Raw genomic sequence first — 26,351 nt, forward strand, 5'->3', positions numbered from 1 at the left:
AGGGTGCCGTTTTGCAAACTGAAAACCGAATATCCAGCCAAACCCGAGGTTACCATGAGCCAAGTCCCTGCCTATAAACGCATCCTGCTGAAACTGTCCGGCGAGGCCCTGATGGGCGATGACAACTATGGCATCAACCGCACCACGATCGAGCAGATCGTGGGGCAGATCAAAGAGGTGGTGGAGCTTGGCGTGGAAGTGGGCGTGGTGATCGGCGGCGGCAACATCTTCCGTGGCGTGGCGCCGGCGGCCGCGGGCATGGACCGCGCCACCGCGGATTATATGGGCATGATGGCGACGGTGATGAACGCGCTGGCGCTGAAGGACGCGATGACCAAGGCTGGGTTGATCGCGCGCGTGCAGTCGGCGCTGACCATGCAGCAGATCGCGGAACCTTATGTGCGCGGCAAGGCCATGCAATACCTGGAAGAGGGTAAGGTGGTGATCTTCGCCGCCGGTACCGGCAACCCCTTCTTCACCACCGACACCGCCGCGGCGCTGCGCGGTATGGAAATGAACGTGGACATTATGCTGAAAGCCACCAAGGTGGACGGCGTGTACACGGACGACCCGAAAAAGAATCCGGACGCGATACGTTACCAGACCCTGACCTTCGACGAGGCGATCTCGCGCAACCTCAAAGTGATGGACGCCACCGCCTTTGCGCTGTGTCGCGATCAGAACCTGAACATCAAGGTGTTCAGCATATTCAAGAGCGGCGCTCTGACCCGGGTCGTGCTTGGCGAAGACGAAGGCACGCTGGTACACTGCTGAGTTTGAAAATTGCTGAAGGCGAAAGCGGCAATGGCCGTTTTCGCCTTGTCTTTTTAAGTTTCGATTTGGAGTGGACATGATTAACGACATCAAGAAATCTGCCGAGCAGAAAATGCAGAAGTCGCTGGAAGCGTTTAAGACCGACCTGAGCAAGGTGCGCACCGGTCGCGCCCATACCGGCATTCTTGATCATGTCATGGTGGACTACTATGGCAGCGACGTGCCCATCAGCCAGGTGGCCAACGTGACCCTGGTGGACGCGCGTACTATCGGCGTGCAGCCCTGGGAAAAGCCGATGCTGGCCAAGATCGAAAAAGCGATCCGCGACTCCGACCTGGGCCTGAACCCGGCTTCCATGGGCGAGATCATCCGCGTGCCGATGCCGATGCTGACCGAAGAGCGTCGCCGCGACCTGATCAAGGTTGTGCGCGGCGAAGCCGAAGGCGCGCGCGTGGCCGTGCGCAATATCCGCCGCGACGCCAACAACGAATTCAAGAACCTGCTTAAAGACAAGGCCATTACCGAGGACGACGAGCGTCGCGGCCAGGATGAGATCCAGAAGCTGACCGACAAATACACCGTCGAAATCGACAAGGCCCTGGCCGCCAAGGAAGCCGACCTGATGGCCGTCTAAGGAGCGCCGTACCTTGTTTGCAAGCTCTACCAAGGATGTGCCGGAGGTGCGTTCCGTGCCCCGGCATATCGCCATCATCATGGATGGCAACGGCCGCTGGGCCAAGAAGCGCTTCTTGCCGCGCGTGGCCGGCCACAAGCGCGGCCTGGACACCGTGCGCGAGATCGTCGGAGCCTGCAAGGAACTGGGCGTCGAATACCTGACCCTGTTCGCGTTCTCCACCGAGAACTGGCGGCGTCCGCAGGAGGAAGTGTCTTTCCTGATGGACCTGTTCATTCGCGCGCTGGAGCACGAGGTGAGCAAACTGCACAACAACAATATCCGTTTGCGGGTATTGGGCTCTCGCGAGCGTTTCAGCGCGGATTTGCAGGAACGCATTCTGCGCGCCGAGGAAAAGACCGCCGGCAACGATGGTCTGGCCTTGAACATCGCCGCCGACTACGGCGGCCGCTGGGATATTCTCAATGCGGTCAACGGCCTGATCGCAGAGGGCGCCACCCATATCGACGAAGAGGCGCTGAGCCAGCGCCTGTCGATGCCGTGGGCGCCGGAACCGGACCTGTTCATCCGCACCGGCGGCGAGCAGCGCATCAGCAACTTCCTGCTGTGGCAGCTGGCTTATTCCGAGCTCTACTTCACCGAAACGCTGTGGCCGGACTTCGACCGCGCGGCGCTGGAAACCGCCATCGGCTCCTACCAGTGCCGTGAGCGTCGCTTTGGGCGCACCAGCGAGCAATTGCCCGAGCATCTGCGCCGGGACGGGCGCTAGCCATGCTGCTGACACGCGTTCTGACCGCCCTGGTGCTGCTGCCGCTGATGCTGGCGGCGCTGTTTCTGTTCCCGGCCGAAGCCTGGGCCGGCTTCTCCTGGCTGATCATCGTGTTGGCCTTGTGGGAGTTCAGCCGCATGGCCGGCATGGCCGGTACAGGCAAGTGGCTGTATCTGGCCGTTAGCAGCGCGCTGGCCGCGACGGCCTGGTTCGGCCATTACCGGCTGGGCCCGCTTGAGCACGCGCTGACGCTGGCGTTCTGGCTGCTATTGGTGCCGTGCTGGCTGGCCAAGCGTTGGCGTATCCGCCAGGGCGCGACGGCCTGGCTGCTGGGCTGGCTTCTGATGCTGCCGGCCTGGTTCGCCTTCCTGGAATGGCGGCCGCATCCCGGAGCGGCGGACGCTTTCGCCTTGCTGGCGGTGATGGGCCTGGTGTGGGTGGCGGACATCGCTGCTTATTTCTCCGGCAAGGCTTTCGGCCGGCGCAAGCTGGCGCCGTCCATTAGTCCGGGCAAGAGCTGGGAAGGGGTGTACGGTGGCGTGATCTGCGTGGCGCTGTACGTGGCGCTGGTGGATCATCTGGGCTGGATAGACATCGGCTTGCCGATTTGGGCGCTGTTGCTGTTGGCGCTGCCGCTGAGCGCGGTCAGCGTGATGGGTGATCTGCTGGAATCCTGGTTCAAGCGCGCGTCGGGGATCAAGGACAGCAGCAGTTTGTTGCCCGGTCACGGCGGCGTGTACGACCGTATCGACAGTCTTATCGCCGTCCTCGCCGTCAGCAACGCGCTGCGCGCTCTGGGCGGCATGTAACCGCAGGAACACTTTAATGACGAAACCGCAAGGGATTGTCGTTCTCGGCGCCACCGGCAGCGTGGGCGTCAATACGTTGGACGTGGTGGCGCGCCACCCCGAGCGTTACCGGGTGGTGGCGCTAAGCGGCAACCGCCAGGTTGAGCGCTTGTTCGAGCAGGCGGTGCAATTCCGGCCGGCCTACGTGGTGACTGGCGACGCCGCGTCCGCGGAAGCCTTGCGCGGACGCTTGGCCGAGGCCGGCGTGAATGCCGAGGTGCTGCACGGCCCGGCCGCCTTGGCCCAGGTGGCGGCGCTGCCGGAGGTCGACGTGGTGATGGCCGCCATCGTCGGCGCCGCCGGTCTGCCGTCCGCGATGGCGGCGGCGCGCGCCGGCAAGCGCATTTTGTTGGCCAACAAGGAATCCTTGGTGGTGGCCGGCCGTCTGTTCATGGACGCGGCGCGCCGCCACGGTGCGACCCTGCTGCCGGTGGACAGCGAGCACAGCGCCATCTTTCAGTCGCTGCCGCACGACTATGCCGGCAATTTGGACGCCGCCGGCATCCGCAAGATCATCCTCACCGCTTCCGGCGGCCCCTTCCGTCAGTCTTCGGCGGAGGACTTGCTGCGCGTCACTCCGGACGACGCCTGCCGTCATCCCAACTGGGTGATGGGGCGCAAGATTTCCGTCGACTCCGCTTCCCTGATGAATAAGGGCCTGGAAGTGATCGAGGCGCATTGGTTGTTTTCCGCGCCGCCGGAACGCATCGAAGTGGTGGTGCATCCGCAAAGCGTGATTCATTCCATGGTGCAATATCGCGACGGTTCGGTGATGGCCCAGTTGGGCGCGCCGGACATGCGCACGCCTATCGCCTGCGCGCTGGCCTGGCCGGAGCGAGTCGAAGCCGGCGTGAGCTCGCTGGACTTTTTCTCCTTGTCCAATCTCACTTTCGAAGCGCCCGATCTGGAGCGCTTCCCTTGTCTGAAACTGGCTTTCGACGTGCTGCGCCTGGGCGGCGACGCGCCGGCGGTGCTGAACGCGGCGAATGAAGTCGCCGTGGACGCCTTCCTGCATGGGCGCCTGCGTTTCGTCGATATCCCCGCGGTGGTGTCCGCCGCTTTGGATGGCGTCAGCCTGGCGGGCAGCGACTCGGTCGAGGGCTTGTTGGCCAAAGATGAGGAAGCGCGCGCCTTCGCGTTGCAACGGGTGGCCGCATGTTGACCCTGCTTGCCTTCCTGGTCGCCATCGGCGTCTTGGTGACGTTTCACGAACTGGGCCACTACTGGGTGGCCCGGCTGTGCGGGGTCAAGGTGTTACGTTTTTCCATCGGCTTCGGCAAGCCGCTGTGGTCGTATTGGCGCAAGGGCACCGAATGGGTGATCTGCCCGATCCCGCTGGGAGGTTACGTGCGCATGCTGGACGAGCGCGAGGGTCCGGTGACGGAAGAGCTGCGTCCGCAGGCGTTCAACAATCAGCATGTGCTGAAGCGCATCGCCATTGTCGCCGCCGGCCCGCTGGCCAATCTTTTTCTGGCGGTGCTGTTGTACTGGGTGGTGATGGGTCAGGGTGTGACTCAGATCAGGCCTCTGGTAGGCACCGTGGTGGCGCAGACCCCGGCGGCGGCGGCCGGCTTCGCGCCCGGCGACCGCATTCTGAGCGTGGCCGGTCAACCGGTGGCCAACTGGCAGCAGATCCGTCTCGCCCTGGTGGAGGCGGCGATGTCGCCGGACGCCACCGTGGTGCAAGTGGAAACCGCCGCCGGTGCTCGGGCTGAACGCCGCATCGATCCGGCCCGCTTCGGCGACAAGGCGGTGACCGCGATGCAGCAAGGCAGCACCGGTCTGACGCCGGGGCGCTTTTTGCCGGTGATCGGCGCGTTGGAAGAGGGCGGTGCCGCGCAAAGCGCCGGCCTCAAGCCGGGCGACAAGCTGCTGGCGCTCAACGGCCAGGCGCTGAGCAGTTGGGAAGGCTGGGTGGCGCAGGTGCGCAACAGCCCGGGGCGCGATCTGGACGTGAAAATCCAGCGCGGCGCGGACATCATGAGTCTCAAGGTGCGGCCGCAGGCCCACCAGCAGGACGGCGAAGTGGTGGGACGCATCGGCGCCGCGCCGCAGGCGGACGCAGGTTGGGGCCGCCAGCTGCTGTACACCGAACATTATTCGGCGGCGCAGGCCGGCCTGGCCGCCCTGGCCAAGACCTGGGATACCGGCTGGATGAGCGTCAAATTCATGGGGCGCATGCTGATGGGCCAGGCTTCGCTGGATAATTTGTCCGGTCCGCTGACCATCGCCAATGTCGCCGGCCAGACCGCTCGCGAGGGTTTGACGCCTTATCTGGAGTTTCTGGCGCTGATCAGCATCAGCATCGGCGTGCTGAATCTGCTGCCGATTCCAGTTCTGGATGGCGGGCACTTAATGTATTATGTCGCGGAGTTGATCAGAGGCCGCCCCGTCAGTGAGCGGGCGCAATTGTTCGGACAAAAAATTGGCTTCATCTTGCTGGCGTCTTTGATGGCGTTTGCCTTGCTGAATGATTTCAGCCGCCTATTTGGGGGTTAAAACCGATCTATGAAATTGAAATTGCTTGCAGCAGCCGTATTGGGCTTGACTACGGCCTCCATGGCCTGGGCTGTTGATCCGTTCGTCATCAAGGACATCCGAGTCGAGGGCCTGCAGCGCACCGAACCCGGCACCGTGTTCAATTATCTGCCGGTCAAGGTGGGCGACACCTTTAACGACCAGAAGGCCAATGAGGCGATCAAGGCCTTGTTCGCCACCGGCTTCTTCAACGATGTGCGCATCGAATCGCGCGACAGCGTGGTGATCGTGGCCGTGGCCGAGCGCCCGGTGGTCAGCCAGCTCAACATCAACGGCGCCAAGGAGTTCAGCAAGGACCAACTGAAAAAGGCCTTGAAGGACAACGGCTTCGCCGAATCGCTGATTTTCGATCAGGCGCTGCTGGACGGCGCGGTGCAGGAACTCAAGCGCCAGTATTACAGCCGCGGCAAGTACTCCGTGGAAGTGACCCCGTCGGTGACCAAGCTGGAACGCAACCGCGTGGCGGTGACGCTGGACATCAACGAGGGCGTGACCGCGCGCATCAAGGAAATCCGCATCGTTGGCGCCAGCGCCTTCAAACAGTCCGAGCTGATTGATCAGTTCAGCCTGACCACCGGCGGCTGGTTGTCGTGGGTAACCAAGGACGACCAGTATTCCAAGCAGAAGCTGACCGGCGACCTGGAAAAACTCAAGGCCTTCTACCAGAACCAGGGTTATCTGGAGTTCAACATCGACTCCACCCAGGTGTCGATCAGCGCCGACAAGCAGGATATGTTCCTGACGGTGAATATTCACGAAGGCAAGAAGTTCACCATCTCCGACATCAAGCTGGCCGGCGATCTCAAGGTGCCGGAAGCGGACTTGCGCAAGCTGATTCAAGCCAAGTCCGGGGACACCTTCAACAACGAGCGTATCACCGAATCGGTGAAATCGCTGAGCGACCGCCTGGGCCAGGCCGGCTACGCCTTCGCCAACGTCAACGTGTTGCCGGACATCGACCACGAAAAACAGACGGTGGCCTTCACCTTCTTTGTGGATCCGGGCCGCAAGACTTATGTGCGCCGCGTCAACATCGCCGGCAACACCAAGACCCGCGACGAAGTGATCCGCCGCGAATTGCGTCAGCTGGAAGGCGCTCCTTACGGCGCGGACAAGATCAAGCGCAGCAAGGAACGCGTTGAGCTGTTGGGCTATTTCGAAGACGTCAACATAGAAACCCCGGCGGTGCCGGACGCCGCCGATCAGGTGGACATGAACATCAGCCTGAAGGAGCGCTCCACCGGCAGCGTGTCCGCTGGTATCGGCTTCGTGCAGGGTGAGGGCGTGCAATTGTCCGCCAACCTGTCGCAGAGCAATATCTTCGGCTCCGGCAAATACATGTCGCTGGGCCTGTCCACCGGCAAGGTGAACAAGAACCTGTCGCTGTCCTTCACCGATCCGTATTTCACGCCGGACGGCGTCAGCCTGGGCTACGACCTGTACAACCGCGTCTACAACCCGGACGCCACCAATATTTCCGCGTACAAGACCAGCACCATAGGCGGCGCGGTGCGCTTCGGGGTGCCGGTGACCGAGTACGACCGCATCAACTTCAGCATCGGCGCGGAAAACACCAAGATCAGCACCTACGACAACAGTCCGCAGCGTTACAAGGACTTCGTCAACCAGTACGGCGCCAGCAACAACACGCTGCTGGGCACCATCAGCTGGGGCCGCGACACTCGCGACAGCGCGTTGTGGCCGACTCGCGGCGCGGTGATCAAGGTGGGCGCGGACGCCGGCCTGCCGGGCGGCGATCTGCAGTACTATCGCCTGACTCATCAGCAGACCTGGTTCTTCCCGTTGACCAAGACCTTCACGCTGATGCTGAACGGCGAGCTGGGCTACGCCGACGGTTACGGCAAAACCTCGCGTCTGCCGTTCTTCCAGAACTTCTACATGGGCGGCCTGGGCTCGGTGCGCGGTTACGACACCAGCAGTATCGGCCCGCGCGACACCAACGGCGACTACCTGGGCGGTACCCGCAAGGCGGTGGCCAACGCTGAAGTGCTGTTCCCCTTCCCTGGAATGAAGGACAATAAGTCGGTGCGCACTAGCCTGTTCTTCGACGCCGGCACCTTGTGGGATCCGTCGGTGGCCGGCAGTTCCGCTGGCGACGGCATGCGTTATTCCGCGGGCGTGGCGTTGACCTGGCTGTCTCCGATTGGCCCGATGAAATTCAGTATCGCCAATCCGCTGAAGAAGAAGGACAACGACAAAGTCCAGCGCTTCCAATTCCAGCTGGGTACCGTGTTCTAAAATTGACGGGGTTGTTATATGAAAGCATTGCAATGGGCGGCCGTGCTCTTATCCATGGCCGCCATGTCGGCCCAGGCGGCCGAACTCAAAATGGGCTATGTCAACACTGAGCGCATTTATCGCGAAGCCGCGCCGGCCATCGCCATCCAGAAGCGTCTGGACAAGGAGTTTGGCGAGCGGCGCAACGAGCTGAAAAAGATGGAGGCGCGCGCCAAGGAGCTGGAGTCTCAGCTGGCCAAGAGCAGCTTGAATTCCGACGACCGCAAGCGCTATGAGCGCGAGTACGCGGCGCTGGACCGGGATTACCGGGCCAAGGGCCGCGAGCTGTCCGAGGACTTCAACCAGCGCCGCAACGAGGAGTTCGCTTCGGTGCAGGAGCGGGCCAACCGCGCGCTCAAGCAACTTGCCGAGCGCGAGCAGTACGATCTGATCCTGCAAGACGTGGTGTATGTGAACCCCAAGTACGACCTGACGCCCAAGGTTCTGAAGGAACTGGAACGCTGAAGGCAGGGCGGGGCGGCGTAAGCGCCGTCCCGGATGCGCCCGGCTGCGGCCGGTGCGCCAACACATAATTACGGGAGCAAGCCGACCCCAGGTCGGCTTTCGTTTTTGATGGCTTATACCCTCTCATTCATTATCGAAAGGTTGGGCGGCGAGCGTGCCGGCCCGGACCTGACGGTCGGTCGCCTGGCGCCGCTGGAAGCGGCCGCGGCCGGCGACATCGCTTTTCTGGCCAATCCCAAGTATCGCAAGCAATTGGACGACAGCGGCGCCAGCGCGGTGATTGTTTCGCCCAAAATGGCGGAAGAACTGGCGCAGAGCGAGGCCTGGAGCCAGCGCTCCTGGATCGTCGCCGCCGACCCCTATCTCTACTTTGCCCGCCTGGCGGCCCTGTTCCACCCGCAGCCGCAGCCGCAAGCCGGCGTGCACCCCAGCGCGGTGCTGGGCGAGGGCGCTCGGGTAGCGGCCAGCGCGGAGGTGCGCGAGCACGTCAGCATCGGCCGCAACTCGGTCATCGGCGAGCGCTGCCGCCTGCTGCCTGGCGTGGTGGTGGGGGACGACTGCGTGTTGGGCGACGATGTGGTGTTGTACCCCAACGTCACGCTTTACCACGGCTGCGTGTTGGGCAACCGCGTCGGCGTGCACTCCGGCAGCGTGATCGGCGCCGACGGTTTCGGCCTGGCCTGGGATAAGGATCATTGGTTCAAAATTCCGCAAACCGGCCGCGTCATCATTGAAGACGATGTGGAAATCGGCGCCAACACCACGGTGGACCGCGGCGCGATGGCGGACACCGTCATCAGGAAAGGCGCCAAGGTGGACAACCTGGTGCAGATCGCCCACAACGTACAGATCGGCGAGCATTCCGCCATCGCCGGCTGCGTCGGCATCGCCGGCAGCGCCAAGATCGGCGCTTATTGCACCGTGGGCGGGGCGGCGATGTTCGTCGGCCACATTGAAATAGCGGACAAAACTCATATCGGCGGCGGCACCCTGGTGTCGAAGTCGATCAAGACGCCGGGCACCTACGCCTCGTCTTACCCATTGCAACCGATGAAAGAGTGGCTGGCCAACGCCGTGCACGTCCGTCATCTGGACGATATGGCCAAGCGGCTCAAGCAGCTCGAGCGCGAGCTCAAAGAAATGAAGAATCAGGAGGAATCCCCCAATGTCTGAACACGCCGTCACCATCGATGTCCGCGAAATCATGCGCTATCTGCCGCATCGCTATCCTTTCCTGCTGGTGGACCGCGTCACCGAATTCGAGGAAAACAAGCGCATCAAGGCGTTGAAGAATGTCACCATCAACGAGCCGTTCTTCGTTGGCCACTTCGAGCAATACCCGGTGATGCCGGGCGTGCTGATCATCGAGGCGATGGCTCAGGCCGCCGGCATACTAGCCATTCGCAGCCAGGGCGAGCGCGCCGAAAACGAGCTGTATTTCTTCGTCGGCATCGACAACGCCCGCTTCAAGCGCCAAGTGGTGCCGGGCGACCAGCTGACCTTCGAAGTGGAACTAATCACCAGCAAGCGCGGCATCGGCAAGTACTCCGCCCGCGCGCTGGTGGACGGCCAACTGGCTTGCGAAGCCGAAATCATGTGCGCCAAGCGCGAGGTGTGATCATGGCCATCCATCCAACCGCCATCGTCGACCCCAAGGCCCGGATCGCCGACGACGTCGAGATCGGCCCTTACTCCATCATCGGCCCCAACGTCAGCATCGGCAGCGGCAGCTGGGTGGGCCCTCACGTGGTGATCGAGGGCCATACCGCCATCGGCAAGAATAACCGCATCTTCCAGTTCTGTTCGCTGGGCGCCCAGCCGCAGGACAAGAAGTACGCCGGCGAGCCGACGCGTCTGGAAATCGGCGACAACAACACCATCCGCGAATTCTGCACCTTCAACACCGGCACCGCCCAGGACGTGGGCGTGACCCGCGTCGGCAACGACAACTGGGTGATGGCCTATGTGCACGTCGCGCATGACTGCCAGGTGGGCAACAACGTGATCCTGGCCAACAACGCCACGCTGGCCGGGCACGTGCAACTGGGCGACTGGGTGATTCTGGGCGGCTTCACCAGCGTGCATCAGTTCGCCATCATAGGCGAGCACGCGATGACCGCCTTCGCCAGCGCCGTGGCCCAGGACGTGCCGCCGTTCGTGATGGCGCACGGCAACCGCGCGGTGCCCTCCGGCATCAACGCCGAAGGCATGAAGCGCCGGGGCTTCAGCGCCGAGCAGATCCGCCGCGTGCGGGGCGCCTACAAGACGCTGTACCGCCAGGGTCTGTCCTTCGAGGACGCCAAGACCGCCATCCTGGAGGAAGCCGCCGCCGGCCACGACGAGTTGGCGCCGTTCACCCGCTTCTTTGGCCAGTCCGCCAGAGGCATCATTCGCTGAGATCCATGCCCGACACTTTGTTTAAAAGCAAGCGGGCACTGAAGGTCGCCATGGTGGCTGGGGAAGCCTCTGGCGACCTTCTTGCCGCCCACCTGATGGACGCGCTGCTGGCGCGCTATCCCGACATCGAGTTCGCCGGCATCGGCGGCCCGCGGATGGAGGCCAGGGGCTTCGTCAGCCATGCGCCGCAAAGCCGGCTGGCGGTGATGGGCTATGCCGAGGTGCTCAAGCGTCTGCCGGAGCTGCTGCGCATCCGCCGCACCCTGCGCGACCGCCTGATCGCGGAGAGGCCGGACGTCTTCATCGGCATCGACGCGCCCGACTTCAACCTGGATCTGGAAGCCGCGCTCAAGCGCGCCGGCATTCCCACCGTTCACTACGTCAGCCCCTCGGTTTGGGCCTGGCGTCCGGAGCGGGTGCAAAAGATAGGCCGCAGCGTCAGCCACATGCTGTGCCTGTTCCCGATGGAGCCGCCCTTGTACCGCCAGGCCGGGGTGCCGGTCACCTATGTCGGCCACCCGCTGGCCAGCGAGATCCCGCTGTGGCCGGACCAGGACGCGATGCGCGAACAACTGGGGCTGCCGCGGCGCGCGCCGGTGTTCACCCTGATGCCGGGCAGCCGCGTCGGCGAACTGGAACACATGGCGCCGCTATACATCGAAACCGCCAAGCTATTGCTGAAAACCTATCCCGACGCTCAGTTCCTGGTGCCGCTGGCCACGCGTCCAACAATGGAGTTGTTCGACCGCATGCTGACCCGCTGCAAGGGCTGGGATCTGCCCTTGCGCAAGCTGTTCGGCCACGCGCAGATGGCGATGATCGCCAGCGACGCGGTGCTGGTCACCAGCGGCACCGCCACGCTGGAAGTGGCGCTGACCAAGAAGCCCATGGTGATCAGCTACAAGCTGTCCGCGCTGACTTACCGCCTGGTCAAACGCAAGATCCGGCTGCCTTACGTCGGCCTGCCCAATATCCTGTGCGGCCGCTTCGTGGTGCCGGAACTGCTGCAGAAGCAGGCCACGCCGGCCAAGCTGGCGGCGGAGATGCAAAGGCTGTACGAAGATCAGGACGCGCGACGGGAGATGGTGCAAACCTTTACCGAGCTGCATCAGTCGCTGCGCCAGGACACCGCCGCGCTGGCCGCGGACGCGGTGTTGCAAGTGGCGGGGCGGCAATGAGCGGACTTGGTCTGGAGAGGGTCGCCGGCGTCGACGAGGCCGGGCGCGGCCCGCTGGCCGGCGCGGTGTTCGCCGCCGCGGTGATTCTGGATCCGGACAGGCCCATCGCCGGCTTGGCGGATTCCAAAGTGCTGAGCGAGGCCCGCCGGGACGAACTGGCGCTGCTGATCAAGCGCGACGCGCTGGCCTGGTGCATCGCCAGCGCCAGCGTCGAGGAAATCGACAAGCTCAACATCCTGCACGCCACCATGCTGGCGATGACGCGCGCGGTGCAAGGCCTGCAGCCGCAGGCGACGCGCGCGCTGATAGACGGCAACCGCGTGCCCAAGGGGCTGCCGGTGCCGGGCGAGGCCATCGTCAAGGGCGACGCCAAGGTGGCGGCCATCTCCGCCGCCTCCATTCTGGCCAAGACCGCGCGCGACGCCGAACTGGTGGCGCTGGACGCCTTGCATCCGCAATACGGCTTCGCCCGCCACAAGGGTTATCCCACCGCGGAACACCTGGCCGCGCTGGAACAGCATGGCGCCTTGACGGCGCATCGCAAAAGCTTCGGCCCGGTCAAGGCCTGGCTGCTGCGTCAGCAGGGGCAGTTGTTTTGAGCGGCGAGGCCGCCAAATCCTGCTTCCCGCCAGTGGCGAGGCCGGACGCCCGCGTCTTGGTGCTGGGTTCCTTGCCCGGCGACGCCTCCTTGCAGGCCGGCCAGTACTACGCCCACCCCCGCAATCAATTCTGGCCGCTGATGCAGGCGATCACCGGCCGGTCTTTGGTCGAACTGGCCTACGCAGAGCGCCTGGAGGCGCTGCAACAGGCCGGCGTGGCGCTCTGGGACGTGATCGCCAGCGCGCGGCGTCGGGGCAGCCTGGATACCGCCATCCGCGATCAACGCGCCAACGATCTGCGCGAGCTGGCGCAAAGCCTGCCGCGGCTGCGCGCAGTCGCTTTCAACGGCGCCACCGCCGCGCGCGCGGCCGGACAGCTGGACGGACTGGCTCTGGACATCCTGGCCTTGCCTTCTTCCAGTCCGGCGCATACTCTGGCCTTTGACAGAAAACTTGAAGTTTGGCGGCAACTGGGACGATATTTGTAGTTGACGATGGCCGAATGCGCTCGTCGTCGCGATGAAACCATCTGGGGGAGCGAATATGGGCCATTACTGCATATGGTTTGTCACGCCGGACGACAGCGTGATGCGCCGGGCCGAAGTGGTGATCAACGGCGTGATCCATTGCCATCAGGTGCTGGAGGAAATCGAGGCGCAGCTGGCGGTGGACTGCGGCCTGACCCAGGTGATGATCGTGGATTGGAAACGTTTTGAAACGCCGGAACCCGCCAACAAGCTCGCTCACGCGGCCTAAGAAGTTGTTTACGATCCGCCGCGCGTCAACGGGACAGTTAGACAGGAGCGTTGAAAACCTCTTTCTCAGCGGTTTCCTCCTTGTCTCGCCCTAGCCCGCAAGATCGTAAACACGCTCTAGGCGGCTAGCTCTTTGGTAGGAGTCAAGCCCGCAGGCGGCCATGCTATCATGGCCGCCTGAATCTTTATGGGGGCGTCGGCGCTATGCATGTATTGGGTTTCGCCGGCTATTCCGGCAGCGGCAAGACCACCTTGCTGGAAAAACTGATTCCCCGTCTGACCGCCTGCGGCCTGCGCGTCGCCGTGGTCAAACACACCCACCACGATGTGGACTGGGACACGCCGGGCAAGGACAGCTGGCGGCATCGCCAGGCCGGCGCCGCGCAAGTGCTGCTGGCCTCGGCCCGCCGCCGCATGCTGGTGGAGGAGTTGGCGGACAGCAACGATCTGCCGCTGGCCGCCCACCTGGCCATGCTGGGCCCTTGCGACCTGGTGCTGGCGGAAGGCTTCAAACACGAAGCCATTCCCAAGATAGAAGTGGTCAACAGCGCGCTGGCCGCGCCGGCGCTGCATCCGCACGATGGACAGGTGCTGGCCGTGGTCGGCGATCTGCCGCAAACGCTGGACCTTCCCTGGTTTCACCGCGACGACGTCGACGCCGTCGCCGCCTTCCTGATTTCACGATTGGATCTGCCCCATGCTGAGCTTTGAACAAGCCCGTGACTGGCTGCTGGAGCGCGCCCAGCCGCTGAGCGCCACCGAACAAGTCGAATTGCTGGCCGCCGCCGGCCGCGTGCTGGCCGAGCCTGTGCTGGCCACGCTGGACGTGCCGCCGCACGACAATAGCGCGATGGACGGCTACGCCTTGCGCGCCGACGAACAAGCGGCGGCGATGCCGGTGTCGCAGCGGGTGCCGGCCGGCAGCGTGCCGCAGGCGCTGGCCGCCGGCAGCGTGGCGCGCATCTTCACCGGCGCGCCCATTCCGCCCGGCGCGGACGCCGTCATCATGCAGGAACAGGCGGAAACCGCCGCCGACGGCACGGTGAGCTTCAGCCAGCCGGCCAGCGCCGGCCAGAACATCCGCCGTCGCGGCGAGGACATCCGCGCCGGCCAGGAAATCCTGCCGGCCGGCAAAGTGCTGAACCCGGCCGACATTGGCCTGGCCGCGTCCATCGGCGTGGAAACGCTGACGGTGCGCCGCCCGCTGCGGGTGGCGGTATTCTTCACCGGCGACGAACTGGTGGAGCCGGGCCGGCCGCTGGCCGCCGGCCAGATCTACAACTCCAACCGCTACTGGCTGGCGCCGGCGCTGATGCGCCTGGGCTGCGAGGTGATCGATCTGGGCATCGTCCGCGATTCCCTGGGCGCCACCCGAGAGGCGCTGCGCGACGCCGCCGACGCCGCCGACGTGATCATGACCTGCGGCGGGGTGTCGGTGGGCGAGGAAGACCACGTCAAGGCCGCGGTGGAGGCCGAGGGCTCGCTGGACCTGTGGAAACTGGCGATCAAGCCGGGCAAGCCGCTGGCTTACGGCAAGGTGGGGCAGGCGGACTTCATCGGCCTGCCGGGCAATCCGGTGTCCGGCTTCGTCACCTTCCAGGTGCTGGCGCGCGCCTTCCTGGAACGGCGCGCCGCCCTGCCGGTCTCGGCGCTGGCGCCGGAAGGCCCGTATCCGGCGGCCTTCGACTGGACCCGGCCGGACGCGCGCCGCAGCGAGTTCATCCGCGTGCGGCGCGTGTGCGTCGACGGCCACTGGCAGCTGGAACTGTACCCGCAGCAAGGCTCCGGCGTGCTGATGTCCTGCGCCTGGGCCGACGGCCTGGTGCGGCTGGAGCCGGGCCAGGCGGTGGCGCGCGGCGACATGCTGGCCTATCTGCCGCTGGTGCAGTAAGCCGTGCCCGTCGTCCGCTTCGTCGATGAAAACGGCGCGCTGCTCGGCGAGCAGCAGGCCATGCCCGGAGACAATCTGCTGGACCTGGCGCGGCTGGCGGACGTGCCCCTGCACTGGCGTTGCGGCCAGGGCACTTGCGGCACCTGCAAGGTGAGGCTGGCGACGCCGGAGGCGGAGCAGCGGCCCAGCCGCAAGGAACGCAATGTGCTGTTGCGAGCAGGCGCGATTGACGCTGCCCAAGCCGCCAGCGAATGCTGGACCGAAGCGCGGCCTTGGCGGCTGGCCTGCCATCTGCATCTGAGCGAGGACGATTGGGAAGTGGAGTGTCCGGCGTTTTGAGCGCCAACAAAAAGGGCCCGTAGGGGCCCTTGTTTATTGCATTGGGCGCTCAAGCGCTCCTGCGGTACAGCGCGATCGACCCCGCCAAGGCCAGCAAAGCGCCGCCGCTGACGCGGTTCAGCCACTTCACGCCGTTTTCCTGCCACAGCTGCAGCGACTTCGCGCCCAGCAGCGCGTAGCCGCTCATCGCCAGCACGTCGATCACCACGATCACCGTGGCCAAGGCCAGGTACTGAGGCAGCTGGGCCTCGGCTGGAGCGACGAATTGCGGCAGCAGCGCGGACATGAAGAAATAATACTTGGGGTTGCCCATGGCCACGGAAAAGCTCTTGGCGACGGCTGTCCAGCGTGAAGGCTGGCGCGCACTGTCATGCACCGAGGCTAGTTCGCCCTTGGCAAACAGCATCTGCAGGCCGACATAGGCGAGAAACGCGACGCCCAGCCATTTGACGATCAGAAACAAGGTTTCCGATGCCGCTAGCAGCGCGCCGAAACCCAGGCCCACCAGCAGTACCAGCAGCAAGTCGGCCAGCACCGCGCCCAGCATGCCGAACAAGGCGTAGCGCAGGCCGAAGCGGGAACCGTTGCTCAGCGCCAGCAAGACCGTGGGCCCCGGAGTGAGAATGCCTACGGACATGATGAAGGCGAAGGCGAGCAGGGCGGCGGAAGTCATGGTCGGGCCTCTCTTGGTGTCAGGTTTTAATCCGCGGCCTGCTCTTCGCAGCCTGCCTCGGCCTCGCCGGCCTTGGGTTCCGGACATTCCGGGCGCAGCCAGTGGCGCAGCATGGTCAGGGCCACCGCCAGCAGGGTGGGGCCGATGAACAGGCCTATCACCCCCCAGGCGATCAGGCCGCCGATCACGCCCAGGAAGATCAGCGACAGCGGCATCTGAGCGCCCTGGCTGATCAGCAAGGGCTTCAGGATGTTGTCTATGGTGTTGATCAGCAAGAAGCCCCAAACCAGCAGGAAGATGCCCAGGCCGGTGTTGCCAGTGTAAAAGACCCAGGCCGCGGCCGGCAGCCAGACGATCAGCGTGGGCATCTGCGCCACCGCGACGATGAAGCAGAGGAAGCCCAGCACCAGCGCGCCGGGCACGCCGGCGATCAAGAGGCCGATCACGCACAGAATAGTCTGCGCCAGCGCGGTGCCCACCACGCCGGTGGTGACGCTGCGTATGGTGCGGGCGATCACGTCGGGTAGCTCGCCGGCCGGCGCGCCGCCCAGCTTGATCACGATCAGCTCCACCATGTCCCACAGCCGGTCGCCGTTGATCAACAGCAGGCCGGACACGATGATGGCCAGCACGATCTCCAGCAGGCTCAGGCTGAGATTGGCGCCGCCGGACAATAGCCACAACGCGCCTTGGTTCACCGCCGGGCGAATTTTTTCGAAGAAACCCGGCAGGTCGGCTTGCACGCTGGCCCACAGTTTTTGCAGGCTTTCGCCCACCACCGGGATATTGGCCAGCCAGGCCGGCGCATTGGGCAGGGTCAGCTGGGTCAGGTCGTGGGTGAGGCCGGACAAGTGGGGCAGGGTGTCGGCCAGGGTCAGCGCCATCAAGCCGATGGGGATGGCCAGCGCCAGGGCCAGGGCCAGCACGATGAGCAGGGCGGCCAATTTGTGACGCTCCCCCAGCTTTTGCCGCAGCCGGCAATGCATTGGCCAAGCGGAAATGGCGATGATGGAGGCCCAGGTCAGGGCGCCTAGAAAGGGTTGGATCACGCGCAGGCAGGACATCACCAGCAGCGCGATGATGGCGATCTGAAACACCGCCAGGATGCTGACATTGGAGAACGCTTTATTGATGGCCATGGGGCTCTCGGAAAATGAAAAACGGGCCGATCTGGATCGGCCCGCTGATTCTGCAATGCAATGGGCGTGAATGCAATTGGCGCTTGCGGCTACTGTGGGTTCACCGCCGCCAGGGTCTTGGCGAAGGCTTCCGCCGGCGTGAAGCCAATCACGCGATCCGCCTCCTGTCCCAGTTTGTCGAACAGGATAATGCCCGGCGGGCCGAACAGGCCGAAACGCTTGAGCAAGGCCTGGTGCTCCGCGTTGTTGGCGGTGACGTCGGCCTTGACCAGCACATAGCCCTGCATTTGGCGGCCGACCGCGGCGTCAGGGAAGGTTTCCGCCTCCATCTCCTTGCAGGACACGCACCAGTCGGCGTAGAAGTCCAGCAGCAGCGGCTTGCCCTCCGCCTTGGCCTTGGCCAGCAGCGCATCCAATTGGGCGCTGTTGGCCACCGGCTGGAACACCGCCGCGGCCTTGGCTTCCGCCTGGCCCTGACCCAACCAGCGCAAGGGATAGCGCGGGTTGTCGGCGCCGGCCAGCAGACCGGCCAATTGCGCTGCGCCGATCAGCAGCAGGGCCACCCCGGCGGCCTTCCCCAGCCGGCGCGGCGCGGCGGCGTTGCTCGGCAGCGCCTCCAGCGCGCCCAGGGACACCGCGCTGCCTATCAGCAGCAAGGCCCACAGCAGCATCACCAGCGCGCCCGGCAGGAAGGGCGTGGCCAGCCAGATGGCCAGGCCCAGCATTACGACGCCGAAACCGGCTTTGACGGTTTTCATCCAGCCGCCGGCGCGGGGCAGCACATGGCCGCCGAAAGTGCCGATCAAGATCAGCGGCAGACCCAGGCCCAAGGCCATCGCGTACAGCGCCGCGCCGCCCAGAGCGGCGTCGCCGGTGCTGCCTATATAGCCCAGCGCCAGCGCCAGCGGCGGGGCGACGCAGGGGCCGATGATCAGCGCGGACAGCGCGCCCATGGCGAACACGGTGGCGAATTTGCCGCCGGACAGGTGGTTGGAGGTGTCGGCCAGCCGCGACTGCAGCGCCGACGGCAGCTGGATGGTGAACAGGTCGAACATCGACAGCGCGAACACCACCATCAGCGCGCTGGCGCTCAGCACCACCGCCGGCTGTTGCAGCCATACGGTGAGCAAGGCGCCGGTAAGGCCGGCGATGACGCCGACCACGGTGTAAGTCAGCGCCAGGCCCTGCACATAGGTGAAGGACAACAGGAAGCCGCGGCGACGGGTCAGGGTAGCGCCCTGGCCGGCAATCAATGAGGAAACGATGGGCAGCAGCGGGTACATGCAGGCGGTGAACGCCATGCCGATGCCCGCCAGCAAAAAGGTGCCCAATGTGGTCAGCCAACCCTGGGCTGCCAGCTCATTGTTGCCGGCCGAGGACTTTCCCTGAGGGGGGGCCTCCGACAGCCATTCGCCCAGCTTGCCGCCGGCGGACGGCGTGCCGCCCACCTTGAGCTTGTGGGTGTAAGGCGGGTAGCACACGCCGGCGTCGGCGCAGCCTTGCAGGCGTACTTGCAACTCAAACTCTGCCGGCGCGTTGGCTTGCAGCGGCACGGTTATCACGTTCTTGCCGATGAATACGGTTTGTTTGCCGAAGTACTGGTCGTTCTTTTCCTTGCCGGCCGGGAACTGCGGCGCGCCCACCAGGTTTGCCGGCAGGCTGCTGATCTGGGTGCGGTCGCGGTACAGGTAGTAGCCGGGAGCCACGTCCAGCGTCAGCTTGAGCTGGTCGCCGGCGCGTTCCACCTTGGCGGCGAAGGCTTGCTCCGCCGGCAGCAGGTCGTCCTGGTTGACGGCGTGCGCGGGCAGGCTCAAGCCCAGGCAGGCCAGCGTGACCGCGAGCAAGCCCACGATCCGGGATGAGAGAAGCGATAAGTTGATTGGCACGGGATGACTCTATGGTTTATGGTCGTTAGCGTTTGAATGACCGGCGCGCGCAGGCATTGGTTCCATGGCGGCCGGGCGGGGTGCGGAGGGCGGCGGGCTTGGTCGCGGCCGCGTCTTGCTATGCGAAAACAATATGCATTAAATTCAAATTTCGGGCAAACGGTAAGATAGAATATTCATATAAAAACTAGGGCGCAACACCAGACATCATGCGAGAAACGATTCACTTTGCTCATGCCAACAGTTTTCCGGCCTCGGTTTACGGCAAACTCCTGGACGCGCTGGGCGAGCACCACCAGGTGGGCTTCCTCGATGCCATCGGCCACGATCCGGCCTATCCGGTCACCGACTGCTGGCCGCATCTGGTGGAGGAAACCATCGCTCACATCGAAAGCCACTATCATGACCCTATCGTCGGCGTCGGCCATTCTCTGGGCGGCTTCCTGATGTTCTACGCCGCCTTGCGCCGGCCGGAGCTGTTCAAGCGCATCGTGATCCTGGATTCGCCGCTGATGGGGCCGTTCCGCTCGCGCGGCATCTGGCTGGCCAAGAAGCTGGGCTTCATCGACCGCGTCACCCCGGGCGGCAACACCCTGAAGCGGCGCGACAACTGGGCGTCGGTGGCCATGGTTCACGACTACTTCGCCCGCAAGCCGATGTTCGCCCGTTTCGATCCGGCCTGCCTGGCCGACTACGCCGAGCACGGCACCGTGGACGACGGCCAGGGCGGGCGCAAGCTTAAATTCCGTCCGCGGATTGAACATGACATCTATTGTTCGCTGCCGCATGATTTTCCGCGTTATCGCGGCCAATTGAAAGTGCCGGCCGCCTTTATCGCCGGCGTTGGCTCTGACGTGTTGAAACCGGCGGACCTGCGCTTCATGCGCAAACACTTCAATATCCAGGTGCAGATGCAGCAGGGCAGCCATCTGTTTCCGCTGGAACGGCCGGTGGAAACGGCGCAGAGGATACTGAATCTGCTGGAGGCCTGAGTGTTTCCAAAGGCGGTGTCATGTAAAAACAAAGCCCGGCTTAGCCGGGCTTTGTTTTTTCCGCGAGGGGCAGGTTTACAGCATCGCCAGCCGCTGGCGCACGCTGCGCTCGATGCCGGCGGCGTCCAGGCCGCAGTCGGCCAGCAGGCCGGCCGGGTCGCCGTGCTCCACGTAATCGTCCGGCAGGCCCAATTGCAGCACCGGCTTGAGGATGCCCATTGCTTGCATCGCTTCCACACAGGCCGAACCGGCGCCGCCCATCACCACGTTTTCCTCCACGGTGATGATCAGATCGTGGCTCTCCGCCAGCCGGCACACCAGTTCCGCGTCCAGCGGCTTGACGAAGCGCATGTCGGCCACGGTGGCGTTCAGCGCCTCGGCGGCGGCCAGGGCCGGCGTCACCATGCTGCCGAAGGCGAGGATGGCCACTTTTTCGCCTTGGCGGCGCACCAGGCCCTTGCCCAGCGGCAGCGCCGTCATTTCCGCCTGGATCTCGGCGCCGGGGCCGGTGCCGCGCGGATAGCGCACCGCGGCCGGGCTGTTCATCTGGAAGCCGGTGTACAGCATCTGCCGGCATTCGTTTTCGTCCGAGGGCGCCATCACCGTCAGATTGGGAATGCAGCGCAGGAAGGACAGGTCGAAGGCGCCGGCGTGGGTGGGGCCGTCCGCGCCCACCAGGCCGGCGCGGTCGATGGCGAACAAGACCGGCAGGTTTTGCAGCGCCACGTCGTGGATTAGTTGGTCGTAAGCGCGCTGCAGGAAGGTGGAGTAGATCGCCACCACCGGCTTGACGCCGTCGCAGGCCAGGCCGGCGGCGAAGGTGAGCGCGTGCTGTTCGGCGATGGCCACGTCGTAATAGCGGTCCGCGTGTTCCTGCTCGAAGCGCACCAGGCCGGAGCCCTCGCGCATCGCCGGGGTGATGCCCACCAGGCGCGGGTCGCGCTTGGCCATGTCGCAGATCCAGTCGCCGAACACCTGGGTGTACTGCGGCTTGCCGCCGCCCTTGCCGCTGGCCAGGCCGTTGTTGGGGTCGAACTTGGTGACGCCGTGGTATTTGACCGGGTCGCTCTCCGCCAGCTTGTAGCCGTGGCCTTTCTTGGTGACGATGTGCAGGAACTGGGGGCCCTTGAGGCTGCGGATATTGCTCAGGGTGTCCACCAGCACGTCCACGTCGTGACCGTCGATGGGGCCGATGTAGTTGAAGCCGAACTCCTCGAACAGGGTGCCCGGGGTGAAGAAGCCCTTGACGTGCTCCTCCACCTTGCTGGCGATCTCCTTCAGCGGCGGAGCGATGCCCAGCACCTTGCTGGAGCCTTCGCGCATCGCCGCGTAGAAGCGGCCGGACATCAGCTTGGCCAGGTAGTTGTTCAGCGCGCCCACATTGGGCGAGATGGACATCTCGTTGTCGTTGAGCACCACCAGCAGGTCGGTGTCCATCGCGCCGGCGTTGTTGAGGGCCTCGAAGGCCTGGCCGGCGGTCATGGAGCCGTCGCCGATGATGGCCACGCATTTGCGCTCTATGCCCTGAGTCTTGGCCGCCACCGCCATGCCCAGCGCCGCGCCGATGGAGGTGGAGGAATGGCCGACGCCGAAGGTGTCGTATTCCGATTCGTCGCGCTTGGGAAAGCCGGCCAAGCCGCCTTTCTGGCGCATGCTGCCCATGCGCTCGCGGCGGCCGGTCAGGATCTTGTGCGGATAGGTTTGGTGGCCCACGTCCCACACCAGGCGGTCGTCCGGGGTGTTGAAGACATAGTGCAGGGCGATGGTCAGTTCGATGCTGCCCAGGTTGGAGGCGAAGTGGCCGCCTGTCTTGCTGACGCTTTCCACCAGAAAGTCGCGCAGTTCCGTGGCCAGCGGCGCAAGCTGCTGGCGCGACAGCTTGCGCAGGTCGGCGGGGCTTTGAATGGTCTCGAGCAAGGGATACATAGTTTTCTGCTTCTCAGAACGAGCGCGCGACGATGTAGTCGGCCAGCTCCTTCAATCGTTGGGCGGAATCGCCAAATCCTTCCAGCGCGGCAAAGGCCTCGTCGCGCAAGTCGCGGGCAAACTGCTTGGCTTCGGACAGCCCCATCAGGCTGACGTAGGTGGGCTTGTCGTGGGCGGCGTCCTTGCCTGCGGTTTTGCCCAGCGTCGCGGTGTCCGCCTCGCAGTCCAGCACATCGTCCACTACCTGGAAGGCCAGGCCCATGCGCTTGGCGAACACGTCCAGACGGGCGGTTTCCTCCTCGCTCAACGGCCGGCCGGCCATGGCGCCCAGCAAGACCGACGAGCGGATCAGCGCGCCGGTTTTCAGCAAATGCATGTATTCCAGTTCCGGCTGATTCAGCGCCTTGCCCACGCTGGCCAGGTCTATGGCCTGGCCGCCGGCCATGCCGGCGTGGCCGGCGGCGCGGGCCAGGGTGTGAACCATGGCGAGCTGAGCCGCGGGTGCCACGCCCGGCAGCGGCGCGCTCAGCGTGTCGAAAGCGTGGGTTTGCAGCGCGTCGCCCGCCAAGAGGGCGGTGGCTTCGTCGTAAGCCACGTGGCAGGTGGGCTTGCCGCGGCGCAGCACGTCGTCGTCCATACAGGGCATATCGTCGTGCACCAGGGAATAGACGTGGACCATCTCCAGCGCGGCGCCGATGCGAGCCAGGTTGTCGGCCGAGGCGCCCACCAGTTCGCCGGCGGCGAACACCAACAGCGGACGCACCCGCTTGCCGCCGCCCAGGCAGACGTAGCGCATCGCTTCGTGCAATTTTTGCGGCGTGTGCTGATCGGAGGGCAGCAGGCGTTCCAGCGCGCCTTCCACTTGCTGCTGGATCTCGGTCATCCAGGCCATGAAAGGTTTATTGGCCATTGGACAATTCCAGCGGTTTGAGTTCGTTGTTTTCCAGGATTTTCAGCTGCTGTTCCGCGTCGGCCAGTTTGGTCTGGCAGAACTTGATCAATTCTATGCCCTGCTTGTAGGAGCCGAGCGCCGTTTCCAGCGGCATGTCGCCGCTTTCCATCGCCTGGATGATGTCTTCCAGTTGGGCCAGTGCGGTTTCGAAACTGGCCGGCGCTTTGCTGGCTTTAGCCATGGCGTTTTCCTTATTGTGCTTTCGTGGTGGCCGGGCCGTGCGGGTTCCGTCGGTGTCGCGTGGGCGCAGGCGGCTCTTTAAGGCCGTCATTCTAGTCCAATTACCGGGTGCGGCGACAGAGGCGATTGAGCGCTTTCGGCAAGCGCGGATGCTGTTGGGATGCTAACGGCGCGGAAAGGGAACGCGCCTAGCGGACAATTCCCCGTCGCCCGCATTTGCGGTAGGGTGTCGCCAATTGAAAACGACAGGGGCCAGCATGCATTCGCAACCATCCATTCTGATTACCGGCTGCTCCAGCGGCATCGGCTACCACACCGCCGTGATCCTGGCCCAGCGCGGCTGGCGCGTGATCGCCAGCTGCCGTGCCGCCGCCGACGTGGAGCGCTTGCGCAGCGAGGGCATGAGCTGCATCCGGCTGGACGTGGACGACGCCGACTCCATCCGCGACGGCCTGGCCCAGGCGGTGGAGATGGCAGGCGGGCGTCTGGACGCCTTGTTCAACAACGCTGGCTTCGGCCAGCCGGGCGCGGTGGAGGACATCAGCCGGGCGGCGATGCGCGAGCAGTTCGAGACCAATCTGTTCGGGCCCTGGGAGCTGAGCAACGCCGCGCTCAAAGTGATGCGGGCCCAGGGACATGGCCGCATCGTGTTCAACAGCTCCATCCTGGGCTTCGCCGCCATGCGCTGGCGCGGCGCTTACAACGCCAGCAAGTTCGCGATGGAAGGTCTGTGCGACACCCTGCGTCACGAGCTGCACGGCACCAATATCCATGTCTCCCTGGTGGAGCCGGGGCCGATAGAAAGCCGTTTCCGCCCCAATGCGCTGGCGCGTTTCCTGAAGAACGTGGACATCGACGCCAGTTTTCACCGTGAAGCCTATCAGCAGCAACTGGCGCGGCTAAAGAAAGAGGGCCACGCCGCGCCGTTCACCCTGCCGGCCAGCGCGGTGTCCGAGGCGGTATACCGCGCCATCACCGCAGCCAAGCCGGCGGCGCGCTACCGGGTGACGTTTCCCACCAAATTGTACTGGTGGCTGCGCCGTTTGCTGCCAACCCGTTGTTTTGACTGGGCATTGCGCGCGGCGACTTGAGGCGGCGCCAAGTCCTTGGCTTAGCATGAGTTTTTCTATGCATAGGCATGTTTTTTCTTTGATGACATTTTGATAGTTTCTAGTTGATCTAGCCTGCGGATTCGCTTTACAGTCACGGCACTTGCTCATGGCATTTCCTCATGCTGGAGCAGGCATAACAATAGAGACGCCGGGTTTCCCGGCTCCGTGACACAAAGGAGTAAGCGAGATGAATCGCTGGAAATGGCTGCCCCTGCTGCTGGCGGGGGCAGGCCTGTTCGCGTCCGCGCAGGCGGCCGATATGACCAAGACGTTGAAGGTGTCCTTCCTGGCGCCGGAGACCGGCTTCGACCCGGCCAAAATGAGCGACATCTATTCGCTGGGCGTGATCGAGAACATTTTCGACAATCTGCTCAGATACGATTATCTGGCGCGGCCGGTCAAGCTCAAGCCGGGCACCGCCCAGGCGCTGCCGGAGATTTCGGCGGACGGCAAGGTGTTCACTTTCAAGGTACGACCCGGCATCTACTTTGCCGACGACCCGGCCTTCAAGGGCAAAAAGCGGGAGCTGACCGCGGCGGACTACGCCTACAGCATCAAGCGCTTCGCCGACCCCAAGGTCAGCTCGCCCAACGCCACTTCCTATACCGACTACGTGCTGGGGTTGGCGGAGGCGGGCAGCGCGGCCAGCAAGAAAGGGCGCTTCGATTACGACAAGCCTATCGAAGGCGTTAAGGCGCTGGACCGCTACACCCTGCAGCTGACGCTGAAAAAGCCCAATTACAACTTCCTCTACACCGTGGCCGCCAAATTCAGCGGCGCGGTGGCGCGCGAGGTGATTGAAACTTATGACAGCAACACCAACGCCCACCCGGTGGGCACCGGTCCGTTCATGCTGAAGGAATGGAAGCCGGGCAACCGCATCATTCTGGAAGCCAACCCCGGCTACCGCAAGGAAGTGTTCTCCGACGAGCCGGCTGCCGACGCGCCGCCGCAGGACCGCGAGATCGCCGATCAATTGCGGGGCAAGACCCTGCCGGTCATCGGCCGCATCGACATCAAGGTGATAGAAGAAGAACAGCCGCGCTGGCTGTCTTTCCTCAACAAGCAGATCGACTACATCGGCGTGCCCAAGTCCGCCATTCCCTCCACCGTGCACAGCAGCGAGGCCAACCCTTTCCAGGCCAGCCTCAACCCGACGCTGGCGCAGCGCGGCATCCGCCTGCACCACAACCTGGGCATGGACCTGACTTACGCCTTCTTCAATATGCGGGACCCGGCGGTGGGCGGCTACAGCAAGCAAAAGATTGCCTTGCGTCGCGCCATCGCCATGGCCTATCCCAGTCAGGAAGTGATCAAGCTCTTGTACAGCGGACAGGCCATCCAGCTGCAAAACCTGGTGCCCTTGAACATGGTGGGCAACGATCCGCGCTTTCGCGGCGCGGCGGACTTCGATCCGGCGCTGGCCAACGCCCTGCTGGACCAGGCCGGCTACAAGATAGGCCCGGACGGCTACCGCCGCCAGCCCAACGGCCAGCCGCTACTGATCACCCAGGCCACCCAGGGCAGCGCTTTTGACAAGCAGTTCAACCAGATCTGGCAGAAGGCCTTTGACAGCATCAAGCTGCGCGTCACCTTCAAAGTGGCCAAGTGGAATGAAAACCTCAAGGCCGCCTACGCCGGCAAGGTGCAGATGTGGTCGCTGGGCGGTTCCGCCGCCATTCCGGACGGCGACGATTTCGTCACCGGCTTGTGGAGCAAGCAGATCGGCATCGGCAACCTGCCGTTCTTCAGCCGGCCGGAGTTCGACAAGGCCTACGAGGCTTCGCAAGTGCTGCCCAACGGCCCGGAGCGCGACGCGCTGTTCGACCGCATGAATCGGGTGGCGGCCGCCTATCAGCCCTATGTGCTGGGCGTGACCCGCTTCGAAAACATCGTCAGTCACGACTATCTCAAGGGTTACAAACCGCATCCGCTGGCCACGGTGGGCGTGTCCTGGCGTTATGTCGACATCGACCTGAGCAAGCGCCGCTAAGCGCCTTGATCCG

27 protein-coding genes are annotated in these 26,351 nt (G+C 64.3%); 21 read left to right on the top strand and 6 right to left on the bottom strand.

Annotated features, from left to right (window positions below; all coding sequences use genetic code 11):
• Window positions 1–54 precede the first annotated feature (54 nt).
• The 18 genes from pyrH to HA052_RS19100 all read left to right on the top strand — a co-directional run bounded on the left by pyrH (window position 55) and on the right by HA052_RS19100 (window position 15,485).
• Window positions 55–774 carry a UMP kinase gene (gene pyrH / locus HA052_RS19015; RefSeq protein ID WP_081548142.1) on the top strand — a complete coding sequence of 240 codons (720 nt, stop codon included), beginning with the start codon at window positions 55–57 and terminating at the stop codon, window positions 772–774.
• A gap of 76 nt (window positions 775–850) precedes the next feature.
• The gene (frr, locus tag HA052_RS19020) at window positions 851–1,408 is read left to right on the top strand and encodes a ribosome recycling factor (RefSeq protein ID WP_081548144.1); all 558 of its coding nucleotides are present in this window, start codon (window positions 851–853) and stop codon (window positions 1,406–1,408) included.
• A gap of 79 nt (window positions 1,409–1,487) precedes the next feature.
• Window positions 1,488–2,177, top strand: a complete 690-nt coding sequence (uppS, locus tag HA052_RS19025) for a polyprenyl diphosphate synthase (RefSeq protein ID WP_240937423.1) — start codon at window positions 1,488–1,490, stop codon at window positions 2,175–2,177.
• Window positions 2,178–2,179: 2 nt separating this feature from the next.
• Window positions 2,180–2,986: a phosphatidate cytidylyltransferase gene (locus HA052_RS19030; RefSeq protein ID WP_081548148.1), complete on the top strand. Its 807-nt coding sequence runs from the start codon at window positions 2,180–2,182 to the stop codon at window positions 2,984–2,986.
• A gap of 16 nt (window positions 2,987–3,002) precedes the next feature.
• A complete protein-coding gene (ispC, locus tag HA052_RS19035; protein WP_166453113.1) occupies window positions 3,003–4,187 on the top strand; it encodes a 1-deoxy-D-xylulose-5-phosphate reductoisomerase in 1,185 nt (394 codons plus the stop codon).
• Entirely contained in the window at window positions 4,181–5,524 is a 1,344-nt protein-coding gene (rseP, locus tag HA052_RS19040) for an RIP metalloprotease RseP (RefSeq protein ID WP_166453114.1), read from the top strand. The genes ispC and rseP overlap by 7 nt, the downstream gene beginning before the upstream one ends.
• A gap of 9 nt (window positions 5,525–5,533) precedes the next feature.
• Window positions 5,534–7,822, top strand: coding sequence for an outer membrane protein assembly factor BamA (gene bamA / locus HA052_RS19045; RefSeq protein ID WP_081548154.1), 2,289 nt, complete (start codon window positions 5,534–5,536; stop codon window positions 7,820–7,822).
• 18 nt (window positions 7,823–7,840) lie between these two features.
• Window positions 7,841–8,326, top strand: coding sequence for an OmpH/Skp family outer membrane protein (locus HA052_RS19050; RefSeq protein ID WP_081548156.1), 486 nt, complete (start codon window positions 7,841–7,843; stop codon window positions 8,324–8,326).
• Window positions 8,327–8,434: 108 nt separating this feature from the next.
• On the top strand, window positions 8,435–9,499 hold the full coding sequence (lpxD, locus tag HA052_RS19055; protein ID WP_166453115.1) for a UDP-3-O-(3-hydroxymyristoyl)glucosamine N-acyltransferase: 1,065 nt from the start codon (window positions 8,435–8,437) through the stop codon (window positions 9,497–9,499).
• Window positions 9,492–9,944: a 3-hydroxyacyl-ACP dehydratase FabZ gene (fabZ, locus tag HA052_RS19060; protein WP_019100286.1), complete on the top strand. Its 453-nt coding sequence runs from the start codon at window positions 9,492–9,494 to the stop codon at window positions 9,942–9,944. Before lpxD ends, fabZ begins: the two co-directional genes overlap by 8 nt.
• A gap of 2 nt (window positions 9,945–9,946) precedes the next feature.
• A complete protein-coding gene (gene lpxA / locus HA052_RS19065; protein ID WP_206118959.1) occupies window positions 9,947–10,723 on the top strand; it encodes an acyl-ACP--UDP-N-acetylglucosamine O-acyltransferase in 777 nt (258 codons plus the stop codon).
• A 5-nt stretch (window positions 10,724–10,728) separates the two neighbouring features.
• On the top strand, window positions 10,729–11,901 hold the full coding sequence (gene lpxB / locus HA052_RS19070; protein WP_166453116.1) for a lipid-A-disaccharide synthase: 1,173 nt from the start codon (window positions 10,729–10,731) through the stop codon (window positions 11,899–11,901).
• Complete coding sequence (gene rnhB / locus HA052_RS19075) at window positions 11,898–12,500, top strand: ribonuclease HII (RefSeq protein WP_166453117.1); 603 nt, start codon at window positions 11,898–11,900, stop codon at window positions 12,498–12,500. Before lpxB ends, rnhB begins: the two co-directional genes overlap by 4 nt.
• Complete coding sequence (locus HA052_RS19080) at window positions 12,497–12,988, top strand: DNA-deoxyinosine glycosylase (RefSeq protein WP_166453118.1); 492 nt, start codon at window positions 12,497–12,499, stop codon at window positions 12,986–12,988. The genes rnhB and HA052_RS19080 overlap by 4 nt, the downstream gene beginning before the upstream one ends.
• 55 nt (window positions 12,989–13,043) lie before the next feature.
• Window positions 13,044–13,256 (top strand): hypothetical protein, encoded by a 213-nt coding sequence (locus HA052_RS19085; protein ID WP_166453119.1) that lies wholly within the window; start codon window positions 13,044–13,046, stop codon window positions 13,254–13,256.
• A 203-nt stretch (window positions 13,257–13,459) separates the two neighbouring features.
• Window positions 13,460–13,966 (top strand): molybdopterin-guanine dinucleotide biosynthesis protein B, encoded by a 507-nt coding sequence (gene mobB / locus HA052_RS19090; protein WP_166453120.1) that lies wholly within the window; start codon window positions 13,460–13,462, stop codon window positions 13,964–13,966.
• A complete protein-coding gene (locus HA052_RS19095) occupies window positions 13,953–15,146 on the top strand; it encodes a molybdopterin molybdotransferase MoeA (protein ID WP_206118960.1) in 1,194 nt (397 codons plus the stop codon). Before mobB ends, HA052_RS19095 begins: the two co-directional genes overlap by 14 nt.
• A 3-nt stretch (window positions 15,147–15,149) precedes the next feature.
• Complete coding sequence (locus HA052_RS19100; protein WP_166453121.1) at window positions 15,150–15,485, top strand: 2Fe-2S iron-sulfur cluster-binding protein; 336 nt, start codon at window positions 15,150–15,152, stop codon at window positions 15,483–15,485.
• A gap of 49 nt (window positions 15,486–15,534) precedes the next feature.
• On the opposite strand, the gene HA052_RS19105 is transcribed toward HA052_RS19100, so the two are convergent.
• The 3 genes from HA052_RS19105 to dsbD all read right to left on the bottom strand — a co-directional run bounded on the left by HA052_RS19105 (window position 15,535) and on the right by dsbD (window position 19,147).
• A complete protein-coding gene (locus HA052_RS19105; RefSeq protein ID WP_166453122.1) occupies window positions 15,535–16,158 on the bottom strand; it encodes a LysE family translocator in 624 nt (207 codons plus the stop codon).
• Between the two features lie 26 nt (window positions 16,159–16,184).
• The gene (locus HA052_RS19110; protein WP_166453123.1) at window positions 16,185–17,297 is read right to left on the bottom strand and encodes an AI-2E family transporter; all 1,113 of its coding nucleotides are present in this window, start codon (window positions 17,295–17,297) and stop codon (window positions 16,185–16,187) included.
• 89 nt (window positions 17,298–17,386) lie between these two features.
• Window positions 17,387–19,147 carry a protein-disulfide reductase DsbD gene (gene dsbD, locus HA052_RS19115; RefSeq protein WP_346774575.1) on the bottom strand — a complete coding sequence of 587 codons (1,761 nt, stop codon included), beginning with the start codon at window positions 19,145–19,147 and terminating at the stop codon, window positions 17,387–17,389.
• Between the two features lie 245 nt (window positions 19,148–19,392).
• Here dsbD and HA052_RS19120 point away from each other — a divergent pair, with 245 nt between their 5' ends.
• Window positions 19,393–20,175, top strand: coding sequence for an alpha/beta fold hydrolase (locus HA052_RS19120; RefSeq protein ID WP_166453125.1), 783 nt, complete (start codon window positions 19,393–19,395; stop codon window positions 20,173–20,175).
• 75 nt (window positions 20,176–20,250) lie between these two features.
• On the opposite strand, the gene dxs is transcribed toward HA052_RS19120, so the two are convergent.
• Genes dxs through HA052_RS19135 form a run of 3 tightly spaced genes read right to left on the bottom strand, consistent with a single transcriptional unit; the run spans window position 20,251 to window position 23,303 of the window.
• Window positions 20,251–22,101: a 1-deoxy-D-xylulose-5-phosphate synthase gene (gene dxs / locus HA052_RS19125; RefSeq protein WP_166453126.1), complete on the bottom strand. Its 1,851-nt coding sequence runs from the start codon at window positions 22,099–22,101 to the stop codon at window positions 20,251–20,253.
• Window positions 22,102–22,114: 13 nt separating this feature from the next.
• A complete protein-coding gene (locus HA052_RS19130) occupies window positions 22,115–23,011 on the bottom strand; it encodes a polyprenyl synthetase family protein (RefSeq protein ID WP_081548169.1) in 897 nt (298 codons plus the stop codon).
• Complete coding sequence (locus tag HA052_RS19135) at window positions 23,001–23,303, bottom strand: exodeoxyribonuclease VII small subunit (protein WP_439823244.1); 303 nt, start codon at window positions 23,301–23,303, stop codon at window positions 23,001–23,003. Before HA052_RS19135 ends, HA052_RS19130 begins: the two co-directional genes overlap by 11 nt.
• A gap of 187 nt (window positions 23,304–23,490) precedes the next feature.
• On the opposite strand from HA052_RS19135, the gene HA052_RS19140 reads away from it, so the two are divergent.
• Together HA052_RS19140 and HA052_RS19145 are read left to right on the top strand one after the other, a co-directional pair.
• Window positions 23,491–24,324: an SDR family NAD(P)-dependent oxidoreductase gene (locus tag HA052_RS19140; RefSeq protein WP_166453127.1), complete on the top strand. Its 834-nt coding sequence runs from the start codon at window positions 23,491–23,493 to the stop codon at window positions 24,322–24,324.
• A gap of 208 nt (window positions 24,325–24,532) precedes the next feature.
• The gene (locus HA052_RS19145) at window positions 24,533–26,338 is read left to right on the top strand and encodes an ABC transporter substrate-binding protein (protein ID WP_166453128.1); all 1,806 of its coding nucleotides are present in this window, start codon (window positions 24,533–24,535) and stop codon (window positions 26,336–26,338) included.
• Window positions 26,339–26,351: the final 13 nt, after the last annotated feature.

Source organism: Chromobacterium fluminis (assembly GCF_011602385.1).
Taxonomy (GTDB): Bacteria; Pseudomonadota; Gammaproteobacteria; order Burkholderiales; family Chromobacteriaceae; genus Chromobacterium; species Chromobacterium fluminis.

What these genes read in the sequence shown, in the direction of transcription:
- pyrH (WP_081548142.1), top strand. Translation starts at nt 55, where the DNA reads ATGAGCCAAGTCCCTGCCTATAAACGCATCCTGCTGAAACTGTCCGGC.
- frr (WP_081548144.1), top strand. Translation starts at nt 851, where the DNA reads ATGATTAACGACATCAAGAAATCTGCCGAGCAGAAAATGCAGAAGTCG.
- uppS (WP_240937423.1), top strand. Translation starts at nt 1,488, where the DNA reads ATGGATGGCAACGGCCGCTGGGCCAAGAAGCGCTTCTTGCCGCGCGTG.
- HA052_RS19030 (WP_081548148.1), top strand. Translation starts at nt 2,180, where the DNA reads ATGCTGCTGACACGCGTTCTGACCGCCCTGGTGCTGCTGCCGCTGATG.
- ispC (WP_166453113.1), top strand. Translation starts at nt 3,003, where the DNA reads ATGACGAAACCGCAAGGGATTGTCGTTCTCGGCGCCACCGGCAGCGTG.
- rseP (WP_166453114.1), top strand. Translation starts at nt 4,181, where the DNA reads ATGTTGACCCTGCTTGCCTTCCTGGTCGCCATCGGCGTCTTGGTGACG.
- bamA (WP_081548154.1), top strand. Translation starts at nt 5,534, where the DNA reads ATGAAATTGAAATTGCTTGCAGCAGCCGTATTGGGCTTGACTACGGCC.
- HA052_RS19050 (WP_081548156.1), top strand. Translation starts at nt 7,841, where the DNA reads ATGAAAGCATTGCAATGGGCGGCCGTGCTCTTATCCATGGCCGCCATG.
- lpxD (WP_166453115.1), top strand. Translation starts at nt 8,435, where the DNA reads ATGGCTTATACCCTCTCATTCATTATCGAAAGGTTGGGCGGCGAGCGT.
- fabZ (WP_019100286.1), top strand. Translation starts at nt 9,492, where the DNA reads ATGTCTGAACACGCCGTCACCATCGATGTCCGCGAAATCATGCGCTAT.
- lpxA (WP_206118959.1), top strand. Translation starts at nt 9,947, where the DNA reads ATGGCCATCCATCCAACCGCCATCGTCGACCCCAAGGCCCGGATCGCC.
- lpxB (WP_166453116.1), top strand. Translation starts at nt 10,729, where the DNA reads ATGCCCGACACTTTGTTTAAAAGCAAGCGGGCACTGAAGGTCGCCATG.
- rnhB (WP_166453117.1), top strand. Translation starts at nt 11,898, where the DNA reads ATGAGCGGACTTGGTCTGGAGAGGGTCGCCGGCGTCGACGAGGCCGGG.
- HA052_RS19085 (WP_166453119.1), top strand. Translation starts at nt 13,044, where the DNA reads ATGGGCCATTACTGCATATGGTTTGTCACGCCGGACGACAGCGTGATG.
- mobB (WP_166453120.1), top strand. Translation starts at nt 13,460, where the DNA reads ATGCATGTATTGGGTTTCGCCGGCTATTCCGGCAGCGGCAAGACCACC.
- HA052_RS19095 (WP_206118960.1), top strand. Translation starts at nt 13,953, where the DNA reads ATGCTGAGCTTTGAACAAGCCCGTGACTGGCTGCTGGAGCGCGCCCAG.
- HA052_RS19105 (WP_166453122.1), bottom strand. Translation starts at nt 16,158, where the DNA reads ATGACTTCCGCCGCCCTGCTCGCCTTCGCCTTCATCATGTCCGTAGGC.
- HA052_RS19110 (WP_166453123.1), bottom strand. Translation starts at nt 17,297, where the DNA reads ATGGCCATCAATAAAGCGTTCTCCAATGTCAGCATCCTGGCGGTGTTT.
- HA052_RS19120 (WP_166453125.1), top strand. Translation starts at nt 19,393, where the DNA reads ATGCGAGAAACGATTCACTTTGCTCATGCCAACAGTTTTCCGGCCTCG.
- dxs (WP_166453126.1), bottom strand. Translation starts at nt 22,101, where the DNA reads ATGTATCCCTTGCTCGAGACCATTCAAAGCCCCGCCGACCTGCGCAAG.
- HA052_RS19130 (WP_081548169.1), bottom strand. Translation starts at nt 23,011, where the DNA reads ATGGCCAATAAACCTTTCATGGCCTGGATGACCGAGATCCAGCAGCAA.
- HA052_RS19140 (WP_166453127.1), top strand. Translation starts at nt 23,491, where the DNA reads ATGCATTCGCAACCATCCATTCTGATTACCGGCTGCTCCAGCGGCATC.
- HA052_RS19145 (WP_166453128.1), top strand. Translation starts at nt 24,533, where the DNA reads ATGAATCGCTGGAAATGGCTGCCCCTGCTGCTGGCGGGGGCAGGCCTG.